At 66.2% G+C, this 18,797-nt stretch carries 18 protein-coding genes and 1 riboswitch; of the genes, 11 read left to right on the top strand and 7 right to left on the bottom strand.

All coding sequences use genetic code 11. The features are described 5' to 3' along the window. Window positions 1–690 precede the first annotated feature (690 nt). Genes IEW22_RS14955 through IEW22_RS14965 form a run of 3 tightly spaced genes read left to right on the top strand, consistent with a single transcriptional unit; the run spans window position 691 to window position 3,847 of the window. The gene (locus tag IEW22_RS14955) at window positions 691–996 is read left to right on the top strand and encodes a hypothetical protein (RefSeq protein ID WP_188587420.1); all 306 of its coding nucleotides are present in this window, start codon (window positions 691–693) and stop codon (window positions 994–996) included. Continuing rightward, the gene (locus tag IEW22_RS14960; RefSeq protein ID WP_188587421.1) at window positions 993–1,937 is read left to right on the top strand and encodes a hypothetical protein; all 945 of its coding nucleotides are present in this window, start codon (window positions 993–995) and stop codon (window positions 1,935–1,937) included. Before IEW22_RS14955 ends, IEW22_RS14960 begins: the two co-directional genes overlap by 4 nt. After that, window positions 1,937–3,847, top strand: a complete 1,911-nt coding sequence (locus tag IEW22_RS14965; RefSeq protein ID WP_188587422.1) for a serine/threonine-protein kinase — start codon at window positions 1,937–1,939, stop codon at window positions 3,845–3,847. The genes IEW22_RS14960 and IEW22_RS14965 overlap by 1 nt, the downstream gene beginning before the upstream one ends. Before the next feature lie 111 nt (window positions 3,848–3,958). Here the strand turns inward: IEW22_RS14965 and IEW22_RS14970 are convergent, their stop codons facing one another. Continuing rightward, window positions 3,959–4,363, bottom strand: coding sequence for a hypothetical protein (locus tag IEW22_RS14970; protein ID WP_188587423.1), 405 nt, complete (start codon window positions 4,361–4,363; stop codon window positions 3,959–3,961). A gap of 189 nt (window positions 4,364–4,552) precedes the next feature. Between IEW22_RS14970 and IEW22_RS14975 the strand changes: the two genes are divergently transcribed. Beyond that, complete coding sequence (locus IEW22_RS14975; RefSeq protein ID WP_229742742.1) at window positions 4,553–5,290, top strand: hypothetical protein; 738 nt, start codon at window positions 4,553–4,555, stop codon at window positions 5,288–5,290. A gap of 49 nt (window positions 5,291–5,339) precedes the next feature. Here IEW22_RS14975 and IEW22_RS14980 read toward each other — a convergent pair whose 3' ends face one another. The 4 genes from IEW22_RS14980 to IEW22_RS14995 all read right to left on the bottom strand — a co-directional run bounded on the left by IEW22_RS14980 (window position 5,340) and on the right by IEW22_RS14995 (window position 10,652). Continuing rightward, window positions 5,340–6,488 (bottom strand): acyl-CoA dehydrogenase family protein, encoded by a 1,149-nt coding sequence (locus tag IEW22_RS14980; protein WP_188587424.1) that lies wholly within the window; start codon window positions 6,486–6,488, stop codon window positions 5,340–5,342. Next, a complete protein-coding gene (locus tag IEW22_RS14985) occupies window positions 6,485–8,173 on the bottom strand; it encodes an acyl-CoA synthetase (RefSeq protein WP_188587425.1) in 1,689 nt (562 codons plus the stop codon). Before IEW22_RS14985 ends, IEW22_RS14980 begins: the two co-directional genes overlap by 4 nt. A gap of 134 nt (window positions 8,174–8,307) precedes the next feature. After that, window positions 8,308–9,657 carry an amidohydrolase family protein gene (locus IEW22_RS14990; protein ID WP_188587426.1) on the bottom strand — a complete coding sequence of 450 codons (1,350 nt, stop codon included), beginning with the start codon at window positions 9,655–9,657 and terminating at the stop codon, window positions 8,308–8,310. Further along, entirely contained in the window at window positions 9,654–10,652 is a 999-nt protein-coding gene (locus IEW22_RS14995) for an isopenicillin N synthase family dioxygenase (RefSeq protein ID WP_188587427.1), read from the bottom strand. The genes IEW22_RS14990 and IEW22_RS14995 overlap by 4 nt, the downstream gene beginning before the upstream one ends. 453 nt (window positions 10,653–11,105) lie before the next feature. Here IEW22_RS14995 and IEW22_RS15000 point away from each other — a divergent pair, with 453 nt between their 5' ends. The 4 genes from IEW22_RS15000 (at window position 11,106) to IEW22_RS15015 (ending at window position 14,686) form a co-directional block, all read left to right on the top strand. Beyond that, the gene (locus IEW22_RS15000) at window positions 11,106–11,876 is read left to right on the top strand and encodes an acyl-[acyl-carrier-protein] thioesterase (RefSeq protein WP_188587440.1); all 771 of its coding nucleotides are present in this window, start codon (window positions 11,106–11,108) and stop codon (window positions 11,874–11,876) included. A 68-nt stretch (window positions 11,877–11,944) separates the two neighbouring features. Then, on the top strand, window positions 11,945–12,379 hold the full coding sequence (locus IEW22_RS15005) for a Fur family transcriptional regulator (protein ID WP_188587428.1): 435 nt from the start codon (window positions 11,945–11,947) through the stop codon (window positions 12,377–12,379). 137 nt (window positions 12,380–12,516) lie between these two features. Then, complete coding sequence (locus tag IEW22_RS15010; RefSeq protein WP_188587429.1) at window positions 12,517–14,034, top strand: catalase; 1,518 nt, start codon at window positions 12,517–12,519, stop codon at window positions 14,032–14,034. 163 nt (window positions 14,035–14,197) lie between these two features. Then, window positions 14,198–14,686, top strand: a complete 489-nt coding sequence (locus IEW22_RS15015) for a Dps family protein (RefSeq protein ID WP_188587430.1) — start codon at window positions 14,198–14,200, stop codon at window positions 14,684–14,686. Between the two features lie 138 nt (window positions 14,687–14,824). On the opposite strand, the gene IEW22_RS15020 is transcribed toward IEW22_RS15015, so the two are convergent. Continuing rightward, window positions 14,825–15,463 carry a histidine phosphatase family protein gene (locus IEW22_RS15020; RefSeq protein WP_188587431.1) on the bottom strand — a complete coding sequence of 213 codons (639 nt, stop codon included), beginning with the start codon at window positions 15,461–15,463 and terminating at the stop codon, window positions 14,825–14,827. Between the two features lies 1 nt (window position 15,464). Next, the gene (eno, locus tag IEW22_RS15025) at window positions 15,465–16,739 is read right to left on the bottom strand and encodes a phosphopyruvate hydratase (RefSeq protein ID WP_188587432.1); all 1,275 of its coding nucleotides are present in this window, start codon (window positions 16,737–16,739) and stop codon (window positions 15,465–15,467) included. Between the two features lie 118 nt (window positions 16,740–16,857). Further along, a riboswitch (Fluoride riboswitch) is annotated at window positions 16,858–16,934 on the top strand. Between the two features lie 17 nt (window positions 16,935–16,951). Here eno and crcB (IEW22_RS15030) point away from each other — a divergent pair. From crcB (IEW22_RS15030) to IEW22_RS15040, 3 genes are all read left to right on the top strand, one after another. After that, window positions 16,952–17,599, top strand: coding sequence for a fluoride efflux transporter CrcB (crcB, locus tag IEW22_RS15030; RefSeq protein WP_188587433.1), 648 nt, complete (start codon window positions 16,952–16,954; stop codon window positions 17,597–17,599). Then, window positions 17,596–17,964, top strand: a complete 369-nt coding sequence (gene crcB, locus IEW22_RS15035; RefSeq protein WP_188587434.1) for a fluoride efflux transporter CrcB — start codon at window positions 17,596–17,598, stop codon at window positions 17,962–17,964. The genes crcB (IEW22_RS15030) and crcB (IEW22_RS15035) overlap by 4 nt, the downstream gene beginning before the upstream one ends. A gap of 194 nt (window positions 17,965–18,158) precedes the next feature. Continuing rightward, on the top strand, window positions 18,159–18,716 hold the full coding sequence (locus tag IEW22_RS15040) for an alpha/beta hydrolase-fold protein (RefSeq protein ID WP_188587435.1): 558 nt from the start codon (window positions 18,159–18,161) through the stop codon (window positions 18,714–18,716). Window positions 18,717–18,797: the final 81 nt, after the last annotated feature.

An 18,797-nucleotide genomic window follows, 5' to 3' on the forward strand; every position in this document is an offset into this window, starting at 1 on the left:
CATCGATTTTCAGGTAGTTCACTACTCCAGTCACTCCCGCGGCGGACTCGTAGCGTCGATGCGCATACGACAGGTTGGCCAGCCGACACCGGTTGGCGAAGCGCAATCCGCAGACGTTCAGGAGTCGAGATGTGGGATTCATCGAATCGCCAGGGACGCGGGCGATCACTCGCTCCCGCTCGAGCGACTGCAGTAGCCATGTTTTCGGCGCTCGTGGTGGTACTGGTGTGCCTGGCACTGTCGGGATTCGCCGGTCGCGCCGACGCCGTGATCCGACCTGCAACCTGCGAAGTCGGCTGTGGCAGTGGGAATTCGGGCAGTGGAGATTCGGGCAGTGGAGATTCGGGAAGTGGATCGCAGGGGAGTGGTGGCAGCGGCAGCGGAGATTCGGGCACTGGCGATACCGGGAGCGGGGCGTCGGACGGGGGCACCTCGGATAGCGGCACCTCGGATAGCGGTGGTTCGGACCGTGGCGGCTCGGACAGCGGAGCTTCGGACAGCGGGGACACCGGTGGCGATGGTCCCCCGGCCGCCGCTCCGGCTCCGGCGCCTGAGCCTGATCCAGCACCCGGATCCGCCGCTGGACCGGCTGCGGCCCCCCAGCCGGACGTTCCGCCGGTCTCCACGCCCGCGGCCCCGGTATCGACCCCCGACAGTCCGTCTCCGGTTCCGGGTGCGACGACTGTCCAGATGAGCCCGGCCGCCGTGGTGTCGATGCCGGTGTCACCACAGATCCCTGCCGGTGTGCCGGCTGCCGCACCTCGACCGGTGGCGGGAACCGCAGTCGTGAGCCCGGCTCCCGACTCGCCGAGCCTCACCACACCCGGTGTCACGGCCCACGTGCACGAGCGCCGGATACCGATTCGCGTGTCGGCATACGCGACTCAGATCGGCAGCGGCACAAAGGCTCTCGCCATCATATTCATCGTCCTGGTCATCGGGGTGTGGTTACTGGGTCACCGGATCGGACAAGCTGTCTCGGAGGAAAAGCCATGAACACTGCACATGTGCGCGCCGCGGTCGTCGCGGTACTGCTGACCATTGCGGCGCTCGTCGTCACGACGTCGTCGGCGTCGGCGCAACCCACGTCAGCGCGAACGTATGCCGAGGGCGGTGGTCTTCGCGTGGGCGCGACCATCGACGGTCACGACGTCGGATCGGCGTCGTCGTCACAGCCGATCCGCTTGGTTCCCGACGACACCGTCAGCGTCGCGGTCATGACCACCAACACGTCGGCGCGACCGGTCGACATCGGGCAGATCGATCTGCGTGGACGGGTGCTGGGCATGGACTTCTTCGTCTACTCGGTGGGGACAGACGTCACCCTCGCACCGGGAACCACCCAGGTGATTCGATACCGGCTGCATCTGGTCGGATTGGCAGGCCAGGCAACGGGTCTCATGAGCAGTCAGCTGGTGGTGCGTACCCCTGGTGGTGCTGCGCTGGCTACCGTGGCGACTGTGACGGACGTGCGAGGTTCCCTCTTCTCCGTCTACGGATTGTTCGGGCTGGCGCTGGCGATTCTGACACTCCTCGCCCTCGTCGACACCGCAGTGCGCGTCGCCCGCCATCGGCTGCCGCGCAACCGGTGGCGTCGAGGTCTCTACGTGATGATCTCCGGGATCGGGGTCGGACTCCTGTCGGGATTCGCGGTGTCGGTACTTCGTCTCGCGGCACCGGGAGCAACAGTGTGGGTCTGCTCGGTGATCGTCTGTGCTGCAGTGTTCTTCACCCTCGGATATCTGGCTCCGGTGCAACGAACCAGGCGCGATGACGCCGAGGAGAACATCGACGATCTCGACAACATCGACGATCTCGACGATATCGACGGCTTCGTCGACGACGGTACTGCTTCGCCCGCGCCGGCCACGGTGCTCGGACGTGCGGTGCTCGACCGTGGCTCGTCCGACTCCTCACGCGACATCGGGAGTCTGTGATGACCTCGGCACCCCAGACCGTGTCGGTCGCAGATATCCAGGCTGCGCTGCCCGCATACGAGATCGACCGCGAGATCGGCCGCGGCGGATGCGGAGTGGTGCTGGCGGGTACTCATCGCAAGCTCGGCAGACGTGTTGCGATCAAACAGATTCCGCCGCACTTCGCCGGTGACGTGTCGGTTCGTCGCCGATTCGCCGCGGAGGCGAGGCTGATGTCAGCGATCGACCACCCGCATGTGATGCCGATCTACGACTATGTGGAGGACGGAAGTCTGTGTGCGCTCGTCGGTGAGTTCCTCTCCGGCGGAACCGTGGGGGAACGATTCGCGCGGAGCGGACTCGATCCTGCCTCGTCGATCGCGGTCGCCGTGTCGTGCGCTGCTGGTCTCGGCGCAGCCCATGCCGTGGGTGTCCTGCACCGAGATGTCAAGCCGGCCAACCTGATCTTCGCTGCCAGCGGCGCGGTGAAACTCACCGACTTCGGGATCGCCAAGATCATCGGCGGCGGCGAGACGCTGGTGACACGCGCCGGCGACGTGCTCGGCACACCTGCCTACATCGCACCCGAGCAGGCACGCGGACAGGAACTCTCCCCGGCGACCGATGTGTACGCATTGGCCACGATGGTCTACGAATTGCTTTCGGGGACAATGCCGTTCCCGCCGGCAGACGGAATGTCACTGCTGTTCATGCATGCATTCGAGGAGCCGACGCCGCTCACCGAGGTCGCGGCATCGGTGCCCGGCCGCGTCGCCGAAGTGGTGATGACCGGCCTCGCCACCGACCCGGCCGACAGATTCGCCACCGCCGAGGAGTTCGGTGTCGCGCTTGCCGGCGCGGCGGCGGGTGTGTGGGGCGGCGAGTGGCTCCCCGGTAGCGGCGTTCCCTTGATCGGAGCCGAGACCATCATGTCGGCCGCCACCGGTCGTCTCTCGTCGTCGGTGTCTGTGGCTCGCGGACGAGAGCGTGCGTCGGCCGTCGGTGCTGCTGCAGCCGAGGCGACTGTGCGGTCCACGCAGGTGCCCTCAGGCGGACAGGCGGCTGCTGCGCCACCCGCCACCGTCGTCGTGCGCCCGATCGGTGCGCGTCCTGACGACGGGGTCGGGGCCGCCGACGTGCGTCGCGACGATGTGGTGGCCGCGCGTGAGGTGGTGAAGTTCTCGTCGCCACGCGTGCCGACGATCGTCGCGGCGGCTCTTGCCGCTGCCGCGATCACCGCAGCCCTGGTGGGTGTGGGTGCACCGTCGCACGGCGGCGACCTGCCTGCCGGTGCCGCGACCGTCGCCGGTGTCGATCCGACCTCGAGTGCGGTGTCGGCGAATCTGCGTGATGCGGTTCCGGTCGCGGTGCGCGCGCCGGGAGTCGATTCGGTCGACCTGTCCACCGAGGTCCTGGGCGTACGCGTCGCCGGTCACCGCGCCGCCGTCGTTGCGGGCGGGGCGCCGGTCGAGATGGCACCACCCCTCCCGGCGTGGGTGTTCCCCCAACCGATGACGGCTCGACTCGCGCTCGCGGCGCAGTCCCGCCCGGTCGGATCGACCAGTTTCGAGTTCCACACCGGCTGGCGATCCTGGCTGACTGCGACGGCGGCGGCCACCCTCCTGGTGACACTGTTCGCGCTGGCCTACGTCGAGTCGTCGATCCGCACACTTCGCCGCGGCTACGGCCGCGTGTCGGCGGTCATCGGCCTCGTGGCGAGCGCGATCGCGGCCGACATCGCGGTCTGCGGATGGGCGTGGGTCCTGCTCGGTCACGAGCCGACGGTGCCGACGCTGGTGGTGTCGGCGATCATCGCCGCCGGTGCCGGTGGGGCCGCCGCGGTGGCCGCCGGGCGAGTCGGCGCGATCGCGCGGATCCATCGCCGGCGTCGTCGGCAGCGCGCGCGCCGACGGGTCGAGAGCGGGTGGTGAGGGTCTCGGCGTTTCTCGCGTGATCTCGCGGCTCCCCACACAGCACTGCGCCGGACCGGCCACATGGGGTCTGGCCGATCCGGCGCAGTGGGTGGTTGCACCGGGTCCTGCTCAGTTCAGCAGGAAGGTGCCGTTGACCTGGCATGCGACCGTTCCGGCGCCCTTGGCCTTCAGGTAGGAGCCGCTGAGCGTACCGATCCCGATCCCCTGGGTGGGAATGAGCAGTCCTTGAGGAAGGACCTTTGCGGGCAGGTCGCCGTTGAGGCTGCCGGTGCCGAATTGGCTGACATGCACACCGGTGGGGACCTTGGTGGAAGCGGTATCGGGGATGAAGATGCCGCCGGCGACTGCTACCGGTGCCGACGCCTTGCCGTCCCCGGCACAGGAGTTCGTCGCCGGGCCGAGCGCGGTGTTCGCGCTCGCGCTTCCGGATGCTCCGGCCGCGATGGCCAGCGGTGCGGCGACCAGTGCGACGGCGGCGCCGCCGGTTGCGATCTTGGTCTTGAGTGTTGCCATTGTTCTCACCTCTGTGGGAGTGGATGACCGCTGTCTGCGATCAGGTCCCACTCTCGAAGAGTTGCCGTACGAGGGCACGAGTAGCGACTACCCCAACCACGTCCGATCGGTCTCGCACCGTCGGGTCAGTACTACCTCCGCCGGGCCTCCCGAACCGCTGCGCCGGTGGTCCGTGCCACAATCGGAATCGTGCCCGATGCGAATGACCCTGACTCCACACATTTGGGCTCGGGTGACTCGGATCGGCCCGAATCCGGCAATTCGGTCGACGGGATACGACCGGCGGCCGACAGATTCTCCATCGAGGGGTACCCGTCGCTCGCCGAACTCGACGCCATCGACATGGCCGAGATGGCGCGGAAGAGCCGAGACCACGACCTCAATCCGGCCGGCGATCCGGGACCTCCGCCGAACGCGTTACGTCAGGCGCTCGGGCTCTTGTGGGTTGCGGCCCTCGCCGCGCTGATCAGCGTCGTCTACGGCTTCGTGCGGCTGTCGGCGGTCACCGACGCGCTGCGCAACCGGCTCGAGCAGGGGGTGGCGAGCGACCCGAACAACGCCGCTCCGGTCGACCGCATCGACTCGCTCTCCCACCGGTTCCCGTCGCTGATGCTGGTGGCGACGGTCGTACTGATGGCAATCAGCTACTCGCTCCTGGTGGCGATCGGCAAATACCACAGTCGCAACTGCCGCAACTTCTACGCCGCGGTGGTGGTGGTGACCCTGCTGTGTATCCCGGTGGGTATCGACCTGCTGTTCGGGTATCCGCAGATGTCGGTGCTCATCCGTGTGGTGGGGTGGGTGCAGTTCGGCGCGCTGCTGGCGTCGATGCTGTGTACCTTCCGGCGCGGCGTCAACCGATGGCTTCCCGAGAGCGAACGCATCCGCGTGAAGCAGGTGCTCCGCCCCGGCGACCGGCTGAGATAGTCGACTCGGCCGACTGCGGCATCGGCAACGGCAACGGCAGGCGTGCGCCTCAGAGTGACCGCGCGATCACCAGTCGCTGGATCTGATTGGTGCCTTCGAAGATCTGCGTGATCTTCGCCTCGCGCATCAGCCGCTCCACCCGATAGTCCCGGATGTAGCCGTTGCCGCCGAGTACCTGCACTGCGTCGGTGGTCACCTTCATGGCCGCGTCGGTGGCGATCAGCTTCGCCACCGAGGCATTGCGCGAATAGGGCACCCCGGCGTCACGTCGGCGCGCGGCGTCGAGGTAGGTGGCGCGCGCCGAGTCGACGGCGGCGGCCATGTCGGCGAGCAGAAAGCCCAGGCCCTGGTGGTCGATGATGGCGCGGCCGAAGGTGGTGCGCTCATGCGCATATGCCACCGCCGCGTCGAGAGCGGACTGGGCCAACCCGACGGCCACCGCGGCGATGCCGAGCCGACCGGAGTCCAGTGCACTGAAGGCGATCTGCAGACCCTGGCCTTCGTCACCGATGCGGCGGTGCGCCGCCAGTGGGGTCTGGTCGTAGAACGCCGACGCGGTGGGAACGGCGTGCAGACCCATCTTGTCCTCGGGCGGACCGAAACTGAGGTTGTCAGCGTCGGCGGGTACCAGGAAACAGGAGATGCCTTTCGAACCCTCGCCCGTGCGGGCGAACAGCGTGTAGAAGTCGGCGACACCACCGTGGGTGATCCACGCCTTGGTCCCGCTGATGAGGTAGCCGGCGGCGGGATCGGCATCGTCGACGCGGCGGGCCCGGCACTGCAGAGCAGCCGCGTCGGAGCCGGCCTGTGGTTCGGAGAGGCTGTAGGCGCCGATCCTCGTACCGCCGACCATGTCGGGCAGCCAACGCAGTCGTTGTTCGTCGGTGCCGAAAACGAACAACGGATGACAGGACAGGCTGTGCACGCTGACCGCGACGGCCACTGCGGCCCAGCGTGCGGCGATCTCCTCGATCACCTGTAGGTAGACCTCATAGGGCTGCCCGCCACCGCCCACGTCCTCGGGGTAGGGCAGACCCAGCAGACCCGCCTCGCCGAGCGCGGCGAACACCTCGGCCGGATAGGTGCGAGCGCACTCGTAGGAGTCCACGATCGGCGTCATCGTCTTGTCGGCGATGGCGCGCGTCAGGTCGATGAGGTCACGCGCGTCGTCGGTGGGCAGCAGTCGGTCGACGGTCATGAGTGCTCGGTGGTCTCCTGCGCGATGGTCGAATATGTTTCCCGCAGAGACCTTTTCAGGATCTTGCCGCTGGGGTTCTTCGGGAGTCCGCCGGCGATCACCACGAATTTGGGGCGTTTGTATCCGGCGAGCCGCTCTGCGGTGAAGGCGTGGACGTCGTCCGCGGTGAGGTGGGTACCGTCTTTGGGTACCACCACGGCGGTCACCGCCTCCATCCAATAGTCATGAGGCACACCGAATACCGCCACCTCGGCGACACCGTCGAGTTCATAGAGTGCTTCCTCGACCTCCCGGGAGGCGACATTCTCCCCACCGGTCTTGATCATGTCCTTCTTGCGGTCGACCACACTCAGGTAGCCCTCGGCGTCGAGAACCCCGAGGTCACCGGAATGGAACCAGCCACCGGCGAAGGCGCTCGCCGTCTTCGTCTCATCGCGGAAGTAGCCGAGTGTCGCATGCGGTGAGCGGTGCACGATCTCACCGACCTGACCTACCGGCACCGGATCGCCCTGGTCGTCGACGATCCGGGTCTCGACGTTCAGTGCCGCGAGGCCGGCCGAACCGGCACGTGAGAGTTGTTCGTGTGGGCGCAGAATCGTTGCCAGCGGCGACATCTCGGTCTGGCCGTAGAAGTTCCACAGCGCCACCTCGGGGAGGCGTTGTGCGAGTTCGCGCAAGACCTCGATCGGCATCGCGGCCGCACCGTAATACCCCTTGCGCAGACTCGACAGGTCACGGGTGTCAAAGTCCGGATGCCGGAGCAGTGCGATCCACACGGTCGGCGGGCAGAAGAGTTTGGTCACCCGTTCTGTCTCGATGGTCGCCAGCAGTGTCGCCGGATCGGGTCCGGGCAGGATGATCGACGTGGCGCCGAGGTAGACGTCGGTGGAGAAGAAGCAGTCGAGTTGGGCGCAGTGATACATCGGCAGGGCGTGGACCTCCACGTCGTCGCCGGACATCCCGCCGTCGACGATGCAGGACACATACTGGGAGATCAGCGATTTCGAGCTGAGCATCACCCCTTTCGGGCGTGATTCGGTGCCCGAGGTGTACATCAGCCGGATGGGATCGTCGTCGTCGACGTGTATGTCGGGTGCGGAGGTGTCACCGACGCTCCACAACTCGGCGATGTCGCGCCACCCGACCGTCGGTGTCGCATTCGTCGCGACGATCTCGATCCGCAGCGGATCGGCGATGTCCGCGCCGTCGATCGCGGTGTCGGCGGTGGCGATGAACTCGCTGCCGGCGACCACCCCGCGTGCGCCGGAGTGGTCGAGGATGTAGGCGACCTCGGCTGCGGTCAGCATGAAGTTCACCGGTACGAGCACCAGGCCGACACGGGCCGTCGCATACGCCAGGACCGCGAACTCCCAACAGTTGCGGGAGATCAGTGCCAGCCTGTCGCCGGGGACGAACCCGCGACCCAGCAGCGCGTTCGCGCAGCGGGTGACCGCGGTGTCGAACTGTGCGTAGGTGACACGCCGGTCACCGTCGACGACCGCGAGTTTGTGCGGTGTCCGTGCAGCGGTGCGGTGGAGTAGATCGGCGTAGGAGTTGCTGCGCACGTACGCAATGTCGCGTCGAGTCTCTGGGGCCCAGGCGCCGGGGTCCCATGCGTGTGAGTCGAGCACCGCCTGCTCGGGCGTTGCGTGGGGCGCGGCTCCGGTGATCGGGTGGGTGGTCATCGCTGCAGATCCTGTTGTCGACGGCAGGGATCCCGCGGCGTGTGCCGAGGGATGTCCGACGAATGTATCCGGGCACATCCCTCGGCGGGCACGACTTCACCGAATGTGCTGACCGCCGCGGCGCGCGCAGCGACTCACGCCAATGCCAGCAGTTCCTTAGCCAATCCCTCTTCGTCCACGAACACGCTGCGCCCGTCGCGGATCACCGCCTCGCCGCCGACGAGCACGGTGTCGACGATCGACGGTCCGCCGGTGGTGAGGATCGAGGCGCCGGGATCGTGCACCGGCAGCGTCGCGAAATCGCGGGCGAAATCGACGACGGTGAGATCGGCGGGGGAGCCCACGGTGACACCGCCGCGGACGGCGGGCAGGCCCAGGACACTGTTGACCCCGCCGGTGGCGATGTCGAGCATCTCACCGAATCCGAGCAGATCGGCGCGTTTGTGTACCGCGCGCTGCAGGTAGGCGCCGATGCGCAGCGATTCCAGCATGTTCTGGGTGTCATTGCTGGCCGCACCGTCGACGCCGAGGCCCACCTTCACGCCGCGGGCCAACATGTCGGGGATCGGTGCCACACCGCTGCCCAGACGCATATTCGACAGCGGATTGTGCGAGATCCCCACGCCGCGCTCGGCCAGGATCGACTGACCTAGATCGTCGAGTTCGACGCAGTGCACCGCGAGCACGCGATCCCAGAGGAAGCTGTTGGTGTCCAGATACTCCACCGCGCCCATACCGGTGTGCTCGAGGCACATCACATCATCGGTGCGGGTCTCGAGCAGATGGATCATCACCGTCATGTCGCGGGCGGTGGCGTAGTCGCGCAACATCGCCATACCCTCCTCGGTGACCGAGCGAGGGTTGGGCACGGCGAGAGCCATTGTGATCGCCGAGCCGTCCACCTGGGTGCGCAGCGCGTCGATCTGGTCGGTGACCTCGTCGAGCGGTGCGATCAGTTTCGGTTCGAATCCCCATTTGCGGGTGGCGTCGGGACGGTCGGCCACGCCGCGACCGAGCACCGCTCGGATGCCGGTGTCACGCAGACCCCGGATCACCGCCTCATGCAGCTCCGACGAGGGAGACGGCCACATGTGTTCGACCACCGTGGTGGTGCCCGACCGCAGAAGTTCCAGCGACGCGGCAACCGTGGCGAGGTAGGCGCGTTCCGGGGTGATCTTCACGGTCTCGACACCGACGGCCAGCAGCCATTCGAGCAGCGGTGTGCACTCGGCGACGCCGCGCATGAGCGACTGCTGCAGATGGGTGTGGGTGTTGACGAAACCGGGGATCACATGGCGGGTGGCACTGCCCGAACCGCCGGACGCGCCGTCACCTCCGCCGCCGAGCGGCGGGGCCGCGGGCTCGATGCTCGCGACCTCGCCATCGACGATGTGAATATCCCGGTGCGCCAACCACTCTCCGCCGGTGAACACGGTGACGTCGGTCAGGACGTCGATCGCCGGGGAGGGGCCGGCAGCGCTCACTTGCCGAAGTTGGCGGTCAGGCGCTGGGTGATGTAGTCCGCGGCGGTCAGCGGCGGGTAGGTGCCCAGCGGCGGATCGATGGTGACGTCGGTGTTGGCCTGTGCGAAGTAGGCGATCGTGTAGCGCGGGCCGGTGTACTCGCCCCGCCGCGGTGCGCGCACGCGGTGGAAGTTCGACGGCAGCTTGTCGTCGGACCAGCGCATCAGCATGTCACCGATGTTGCAGGTGATCGCATCGTCGGAGGGTTCGACCGGGGTCCACTCCTGCGACTCGGCCTCGGCGCCCGGCAGCACCTGCAGACCGCCCTGACCGTCGCGCTGGAACAGCAGCGTCAGTGCGTCGAAGTCGGTGTGGGCACCGGCGCGCCACACATTGGGCTCGTCGAGCATCTCGTCGGGGAAAGCGTAGTAGTGCAGCAGACGCAGCGTGCTCTGGTAGGTCGCCTGGCTCGGATCGTGTGCGCGAGTGAAGAACTCGCGGTCGAAGCCGAGCTTCTCGGCGAAGCAGCCGAGCACGTCCATCGCGATCTTCCAGCACTTGTGCTCGAAATCCAGCAGCGTTGCCTGGAATCCGGCGAGCTCGTCCTCACTCGGCCACAGGCCGTCCATGCGGGGCAGGGTGAGCTGGTAGGACTCCTTCTGATCGGGGGTTCCGACCGAGGGGCGCACCTGGGACATGTACTCCCAGCCGGCGTTCTGGCCCTTCTTGAGCGGGTAGGACTCCTTGACCTCGGTGGGCAGCGCGAAGAACTTCGCCGACATCTCGAAGGCGCGGTTCACCTCGGCCATGTCGATGCCGTGGTCGACGATCTGGAAGAAGCCGATATCGGTTGCGGCCGACCACAGTTCGTCGGCGATCTCGGCGCGACGGTTCTCGAAGTCGGCGAGGCTGATGCGGCGGATCTCACGCTCGGTGTTCTCGGTACCGAGGCCGCCCATGCGGGATTCGCGATTGAGTTCATCCATCGAATAGGACTGGTCGACAGAGTTCGTCATGGTATTTCTCTCTCCTGTGAGTGAGGTGCATGCGCTTTTCGACGCCGGACTTCGAGAGATGAAAGCCGACGGACGCGAACAGTAGGACTTCTTACCCGCTGCTACATACGACCTCGTGCCCAAAAGATTATCGGGTGGTCGTGGTTCTCGCCAGTCGACCGGTGATCGTTAACACGATCGACACCTGCGAAGTGTCTAGAAGTGTCCATCGAACGGGCTGTGCAGGGCGCGCGCCGGGCGGCGGTCACGCGGTAGTCTCGCAACTGGCCGAGACACGGCTCGAGCAGACGGGCGCCGAGACACCGAGCGAGGCGATCAATGACGCTGCACGACAACATGTCCACCCCCGGCATGTCCACTTCCCACACCTCCACTTCCCGCACGTCCACCTCGGGTGGCAGTGAGATCGTGCGTGGCAGCACGTCGCCGGACTCGCCCGGGCATCTTCCGGGTATGCGCGGTGACTCCCCACTCGATGGTGAGTATTTCCACGCCGAGTACCGCATCAGAACCGGCGACGTGGCGCCCTCGATGCGCCTGCGTCTGGATGCGGTGGCGCGGTATCTGCAGGACATCGCCAACGACAACCTCGACGCCTCCGGGGTGGCCGATGCCGATCCCTTCTGGATCGTGCGGCGCACCGTCATCGACGTACACTCTCCGATCTCCTGGCCGGGTGCGGTCCACCTGCAACGCTGGTGCGGCGGGGTGTCCACGCGGTGGGCCAACATGCGGGTCAGGATGACCGCGCACCATGACACCAACCCGTTCAATCCCGACCCGCGGCCGGCGGGACTGATCGAGACCGAGGCGTTCTGGATCAATGTGAACGACAAGGGAATGCCCTCGCGCATCAGCGATGCCGGATTCTCTCTGCTCGCCAAGTCGACGGACGAACACCGATTGCGCTGGTCGCCGATGAACACCACCCCGATGCCCGAATCCGGCGATGACCGTCCGCATACCCTGCGAGCCACCGACTTCGACCCGTTCGATCACATGAACAACGCCGCGTACTGGCAGATCGCCGAGGATGAAGTGACCGGGCGGCCGCATCTGCTCGACCGCCCGTTTCGTGCGGTTATCGAGTACCTGCGTCCGATACCGCAGGGATCGTCGGTGACCGTTCGGCGCGATCATTCCGACGATCGAGTGGCGATGTGGATGCTGCTCGACGGACAGGTCGCGGCCACGATGGCCCTCTCACCCCTTCCGGTCGAGTGAGTCGCCGCTGATACTGGAGTCGATCCACTTTCTGGACTCATTCCAGAAAGTGGTCTAGTGTCGTCTGCATGGCACAGGAGGACTCCGATCCGGTGACCGCCTTGCGGTCGGCGGGTCTGCGCATCACAGCGCCGCGCATCGCGGCGCTGGAGGTGCTCGAGTCGATGCCGCATGCCACGGCCGACCAGGTGGCGGGCGCAGTGCGTGCGCGACTCGGCGGCGTCTCGACGCAGACCGTGTATGACACCTTGCGCGTATGCGCCGATCGCGGACTCCTGCGCCGGATCGAACCGGCCGGTTCACCGGTGCGCTACGAGACCCGCACCGCCGACAATCACCACCACCTGGTGTGTCGCGGCTGCGGAACCGTCCGAGACATCGATTGTGTTGTGGGACAAGCTCCGTGCCTGACCCCCGATCGCGACCACGGATTCGTCGTCGACGAGGCCGAAGTGACGTTCTGGGGACTGTGCGAGAACTGTCGCACCGACGCGACCGGCTGACGTAACGACACGCCTCTCGCGTCATCGACTGCGGCGCAATGCTTTTCTCCCGTTCGCCGCTCAGCAGTGTTTCCCCCGCCCCGCTCAGTCCCGTGCGGGGACGGTTCACCCGTCAGAAAGCAAGCCAGGAGGTTTACATGACCAGCCACATCGGCAGCGGCAACCACATCGGTGAGGGTGAGCGCTACACCACCACCAACCGCTACACCACCAACAATGCCGGCATCCCGGTCGCCAGTGACAGTGAATCACTGACCGCGGGCACGCAGGGTCCGGTGCTGCTGCACGATCACTACCTCGTGGAGAAGCTCGCACAGTTCAACCGCGAGCGGGTACCCGAGCGCGTGGTGCATGCCAAGGGCGGCGGGGCATTCGGTGAGCTGGTGGTGACCGGTGACGTGTCGCGCTACACCAAGGCCAAGCTGTTCGCTCCCGGTGCGCGAACCGAGTCGCTGGTGCGGTTCTCGACGGTTGCCGGCGAGCAGGGCAGCCCCGATACGTGGCGTGACCCGCGCGGATTCGCGGTGAAGTTCTACACCGAGGAGGGCAATTACGACCTCGTCGGCAACAACACCCCGGTGTTCTTCATTCGCGACGCGATCAAGTTCCCCGACTTCATCCGCTCACAGAAGCGGCTGCCCGGGTCGGGCCTGCGGGACCACAACATGCAGTGGGATTTCTGGACATTGAGTCCCGAGAGCGCACACCAGGTGACCTGGCTGATGGGTGATCGTGGGATCCCGAAGACCTGGCGTCATATGGACGGATTCGGCTCGCACACCTACCAGTGGGTCAACGCCGAGGGCGAGCGGTTCTGGGTGAAGTACCACTTCAAGACGAATCCGGGCATCGAATTTTTGACCCAGGACGAGGCCGACCGACTGGCCGGGTCCAGCCCCGACGTCCATCGTCAGGATCTCTACCAGTCGATCGAGCGCGGTGAGTTCCCGAGTTGGACGCTCAAGGTGCAGATCATGCCCGTCGACGACGCGGAGGACTACCGCTTCAACCCCTTCGACCTGACGAAAGTGTGGTCGCAGAAGGACTATCCGCTGATCGAGGTGGGCACCTGGACACTGAACCGCAACCCGGAGAACTTCTTCGCCGAGATCGAGCAGGCCTCCTTCGAGCCGTCGAATGTGGTTCCCGGCGTGGGGTTCTCGCCCGACAAGATGCTGCTGGGACGGGTGTTCTCCTACGCCGACGCCCACCGCTACCGCATCGGCACCAATTACGCTCAGCTGCCGGTCAATTCGCCGAAGGCGGCGGCCCAGCTGAACACGTACTCCAAGGAGGGATCGATGGCCTACCGCTTCTCCTCGGCCGACACCCCGGTGTACGCTCCGAACTCGTACGGCGGAGCCCACGCCGACCCAAGCGTCGCCGGAGACGAAGGTGTGTGGAACTTCGGCGAGTCGGCGGTGCGCGCCGGTTACATCACCCACGCCGAGGACGACGACTTCGGTCAGGCCGGCACGATGGTGCGTGAGGTCCTCGACGACGCGGCTCGTGAGCGGCTGCTGAACAACATCGTCGGGCATGTGCTCGACGGGGTGCGTGAACCGGTGCTGTCGCGGGTCTTCGAGTACTGGCGCAACGTGGACGAGGACCTGGGCAAGAAGGTCGAGGAGGGTGTGCGCGCCGGCCAGGCATGACGTGCACCCGACCCTCGGCACACACCGGGTGAACCCCGGATAACGGAATGTATGGCAGCGCCATCTGGTTGATATCAGTAAGTGCTGTGCAGTCCGGATCGCAGCAGTCGTTCGGAAACGATCGACATTCGAGCACACCACCTGACGAAAGGGATGATCGACGATGAGCAACCCGATCACCAGCACCCCCATCACGAGCACCTTGAACCCCGAGCAGCAGGAAGTCACCGGAAAGGCGTTGCAGGACACGGTGGTCGATCTGATCGACCTGTCGCTGATCGCCAAGCAGGCGCACTGGAACGTGGTGGGACGCCAGTTCCGCTCGGTACACCTCGAACTCGACGAACTCGTCAGTGCCGCACGCGAGTTCACCGACGCCGCCGCCGAGCGTGCGACCGCGATCGGTGTGAGCCCCGACGGTCGCGCCGAGACAGTCGCCAAGACGGCCTCCACCAAGGGATTCGGCGACGGCTGGACCAAGGACTCCGATGTGGTCGCAGCGATCGTGGAGAATCTCCGCGCCGTGATCGACGGTCTGCGCGAGCGGATCACCGTCACCGAGGAATCCGACCCGGTCACCCAGGACCTGCTCATCGAGATCGCCTCGAAGCTCGAGCAGCTGCACTGGATGTGGCAGGCTCAGTCGGCCTGATCTGTCCGGTTCACCCCGGACCTCTCTGCAGCGCAAGACCTCTGCAGCGCAAGACCTCTCTGCAGCCCAGAGTGCGCAACGCTCCCGCACGGATTCGTCCGTACGGGAGCGTTGTCGTCTGGTCAGGATCCGCCGCACTCAGACCGGGGGTTCCTGGTCGACGAGCGCCAGTTCCCAGTCACCGCCGTCGCGGATCAGGACCTGATAGGAGCCGGTCTGCACCCGTAACGCATCGTCGGGTAACTCGAACATGTCGGTGAGCAGTGGCCGGATCACCGCGTCGTGGCTCACCACCGTGATCGGGCCGCCGAGTTCGGCGGCCCGATCGGCCATCGCCTCCAGGGCCGGTCGAGCGCGGGCGAGAACGTCGTCGCGCGTCTCGACGCCGGGTGCGGCATCGACGCTGCCCCACTGCGCGATCACGTCGGCCTTCGGATGACCGGTCCACTGCCCGTAGTCGCGATCGTTGAAGGCGGCGTCGGTGAGTGTCGGCGAATGGGTCGCGTCGGCGATGGCCGCCGCGGTCTGCCGCGCTCGGGTCAACGGGCTGCTGATCACCTGCGCGAAGGTGCCGAACTCGGCCGCCAGCGCCTTGCCGAGCGCGGTCACCTGGGTGTGGCCGAACTCGTCGAGTTCGACGTCGGCAAGCCCCCGAAGCTTGCCGTCGGCGTTGAGTGCGGTGCGGCCGTGGCGGGCGAGTACCACCGTGACCCGCGCCTGCTCCGGGAACTCCCGCGCTGTTGCCCGCTGCCGCTCGTGCGTATGTTTGTCGTTCACGTCAGCCGAGTCCGAACGGGAGTTCACGGTTGTCGTCGGCGATCTCGATGAGAAGGTTGTACTTCGACACCCGCTCACCGCGGGCCGGGGCGCCGGATTTGATCCGCCCGGCGCCGGTACCGACGGCGAGATCGGCGATGAAGGTGTCGGGAGTCTCGCCTGACCGATGTGAGACGAACTGGGTGTAGTTGCCATCGCGGCAGGTGATCATCGCGTCGAGAGTTTCTGTGACGGTGCCGATCTGGTTGACCTTGATCAGTGCGGAGTTGCCCACACCCTGGTCGATCCCCTCGGAGATGATCCCCGGATTGGTGCAGAAGATGTCGTCGCCGACCAGCTGGATCGTGTCGCCGAGCCGACTGGTCAGCCGCTGCCATCCTGGCCAATCCGATTCGGACAAACCGTCTTCGATCGAGTAGACCGGGTAACGCTTGACCATCTCGGCGTACCGTTCGATCATCTCATCGCTCGAGAACGGTTTCCCCGCAACGGTATAGGTGCCGTCGGAATAGAACTCACTCGACGCTGGATCGATGGCGATCGCCACGCCGTCGGTACCCGCGGTGTAGCCGGCGGTGGTGATCGCCTCGACCAGCAGATCCAGTGCCTCCTCGGGTTCGGCGATCTCGGGTGCGAAGCCGCCTTCGTCGCCCAGGCCCACGGACATGTTGCGCGAGTGCAGAAGTGACCGCAGTGCCGAGTACACCTCCGAGCCTGCGCGCACCGCCTCGGCGATACTCGGTGCACCGATCGGCGCGAGCATGAATTCCTGGAAGTCGAGTTCGTTGAGTGCGTGCACGCCGCCGTTGATGACGTTGAAATGCGGCACCGGCAGATCGGGGGCACCGACGAATCCGAAGAACGATTGCCACAGTTGTTGTCGCTCGGCGGTGGCGAAGGCGTAGGAGGCGGCGATCGAGACGCCGACGATCGCATTGGCGCCCAGACGTGACTTGTTGGTGGTGCCGTCGAGGTCGATCAGCTCGTGGTCGAGTTCGGCGAGGCTGGGGAACTCGTGTCCGGCGAGGCGTTCGTGGATCTCGCCGTTGACCGACTCGACCGCCTTGAGTACGCCCTGACCCGAATACCGATCCTTGTCACCGTCACGCAGCTCGGTGGCCTCCCGCGATCCGGTCGACGCGCCGGCCGGAACCCCGGTGCGGATGACGATGTCGTCGTTGCCGGGTGCGGCGGCGGCCAGGGTGACCGACAGTGTCGGGCGCGACCGCGAATCGAGGATCTCCACGGCGTGGACAGTGCGAATGGTGATGCTCACGGCTACTCCAGTGCTCCAGACTCCCCCGTGTGCAGTTGTGGTCGTCGTCTGCGTATGGCCCAGACGTGGTGCGCGGGGCCCCGGTCCGCGTGCTCGCGACACTACCGCAGCGCTAGACTCGTGTACTGGCGATGGAGCTCGCCGGAGCGATTGTTCGCTCGAACCGCCGAGATGGCTGATGGTTCCTACCCGCGTATCGACAGGGGTGGAGCATGTCTGCAGCACGAGATCCCGGTGCACGTGGTTCCGGTGGCGATGATCCCGGTGGTGGCCGTCTCGGTGATGATGATTCGGGTCGCGGCGAGCCCAGCAGGGGCCGATCCGGCGACAGAGAACTGCGGCGCGCACGACCGCGGCTGCCCGTCGACCCAGACATCCTGGACGAGACGGACGCCGATTCGGTTGCGACCGGCGGTCAGACGATCTCGGCCGATCGGCGAGCGCCGACACCGCTGCACCGGCAGTTCCGGGCGATCGCACTGGTTCTCGCCGGCGGCTTGATCGGTGCGGTGGTCCGGTATCTGCTCGAAGAGCAGTTCCCGCATTCGGCGACCGGATGGCCGGTGGCCACCTTCTCGATCAACCTTGCCGGCGCCTTCGTACTCGGTGTGCTGCTCGAGGCGTTGGCACGCCTCGGTGACGACTCGGGGTGGAGGCAGCGGCTGCGGCTGTTCGCGGGTACCGGATTCTGTGGAGCGTTCACCACCTACAGCACGTTCTCACTCGAGGCGGTCAACCTGTTCCGTGACGACGCCGCGGGAACCGCATTCGCCTACCTGGCGGTCTCGGTGATCCTCGGTGTGGTTTGTGCCTGGGCGGGAATCGTGGCGGCGTCGGCGATCGGGAGGGGTCGAGCGTGATCGCGCTGTGGATCGGGGTCGCCGGAGCGTTCGGGGCGCTGGCACGATTCGGCCTCGACTCGGAGATCAAGGCGCGCTGGGCGCGTCCGTTCCCGTTGGGCACCTTCGTGATCAACTGCTCGGGCGGCCTCATACTCGGTGTCCTTGCCGGTGTGGTGATCTTCCATGCCGCGCCACCGGAGCTGCAGGACATCCTCGGGACCGGCTTCTGCGGCGGTTACACCACTTTCAGCACGGCGTCGTTCGAGACGGTGCGCCTGGTGCAGGGCGGGCGCGGCGCACTCGCGCTAAGTAACGCCCTGGGCTCGGTGATCTGTTCGACTGCGGCATACGCACTCGGGATGTGGCTGGCCTACCTTCTCTGAGATGGGCGGAGCAGACGGCATCGGATGTGGCCGGGCACACCGCATCTCATGCGGCAGAACTGTCTCACAACTCTTGGGATCGTCGCTCGCCGGGGCGATGCTTGTACATCGTGCGCGATGTCAGCGGTGGGCAAGAGGTTCGCGAGATAAGGGGTTCGCGAGATGAGCGGTTCGCGAGATGGTGGGTTCGTGAGATGAGAAGTGGGACGCGGGGTTTGTCGCTACGTGTGGTGGTTGCACTGCTGGTGGCGGCGATGGCGCTGGTGGGCGGGGCCGGAAATGCGTTGGCGTGGGGTCCGCCGCCGAATGAGGCGCCGACCTTCCGTCAGGATCGCATCAATGGCTATGGCATGGGTGATCCGTTGGTGCGGACGTGGGCTGCGCAGGGTGTGGATCGCACGAAGGCGCCGACTTTGGTGTTCCTCGATGGGCTGCGTGCTACTGATGATGTGAGTGGCTGGGAGCGTGACAGTAACGTCGCTTACCTGTCCAAGCGGGGCTACAACGTCGTGATGCCGGTGGGCGGGCAGTCGAGTTTCTATGCGGACTGGAATGCGCCGTCGGGTGGTCGGAGTACGCCGTATCGGTGGGAGAGCGTTCTGACGGGGAGTCTTCCGGCGTATCTGTCGTCGCGGGGGTTCTTCAATCGGACGTTGATCGGGTTGTCGATGTCGGGTGCGCAGGCGGTGATGATCGCCAACAACAACCGTGACGAGTATGCGCGGGTGGGGGGCTGGTGCACGAGTAGGTGACATCTGATCTGGCTTGCCCTGCCGGGCGGCCTGGAAGGATGCCAGCTGTGCCCAAGCCCTATCCCCAGGAGTTCCGCGACG

It is taken from the genome of Gordonia jinhuaensis (assembly GCF_014639795.1).
Classification (GTDB): domain Bacteria; phylum Actinomycetota; class Actinomycetes; order Mycobacteriales; family Mycobacteriaceae; genus Gordonia_B; species Gordonia_B jinhuaensis.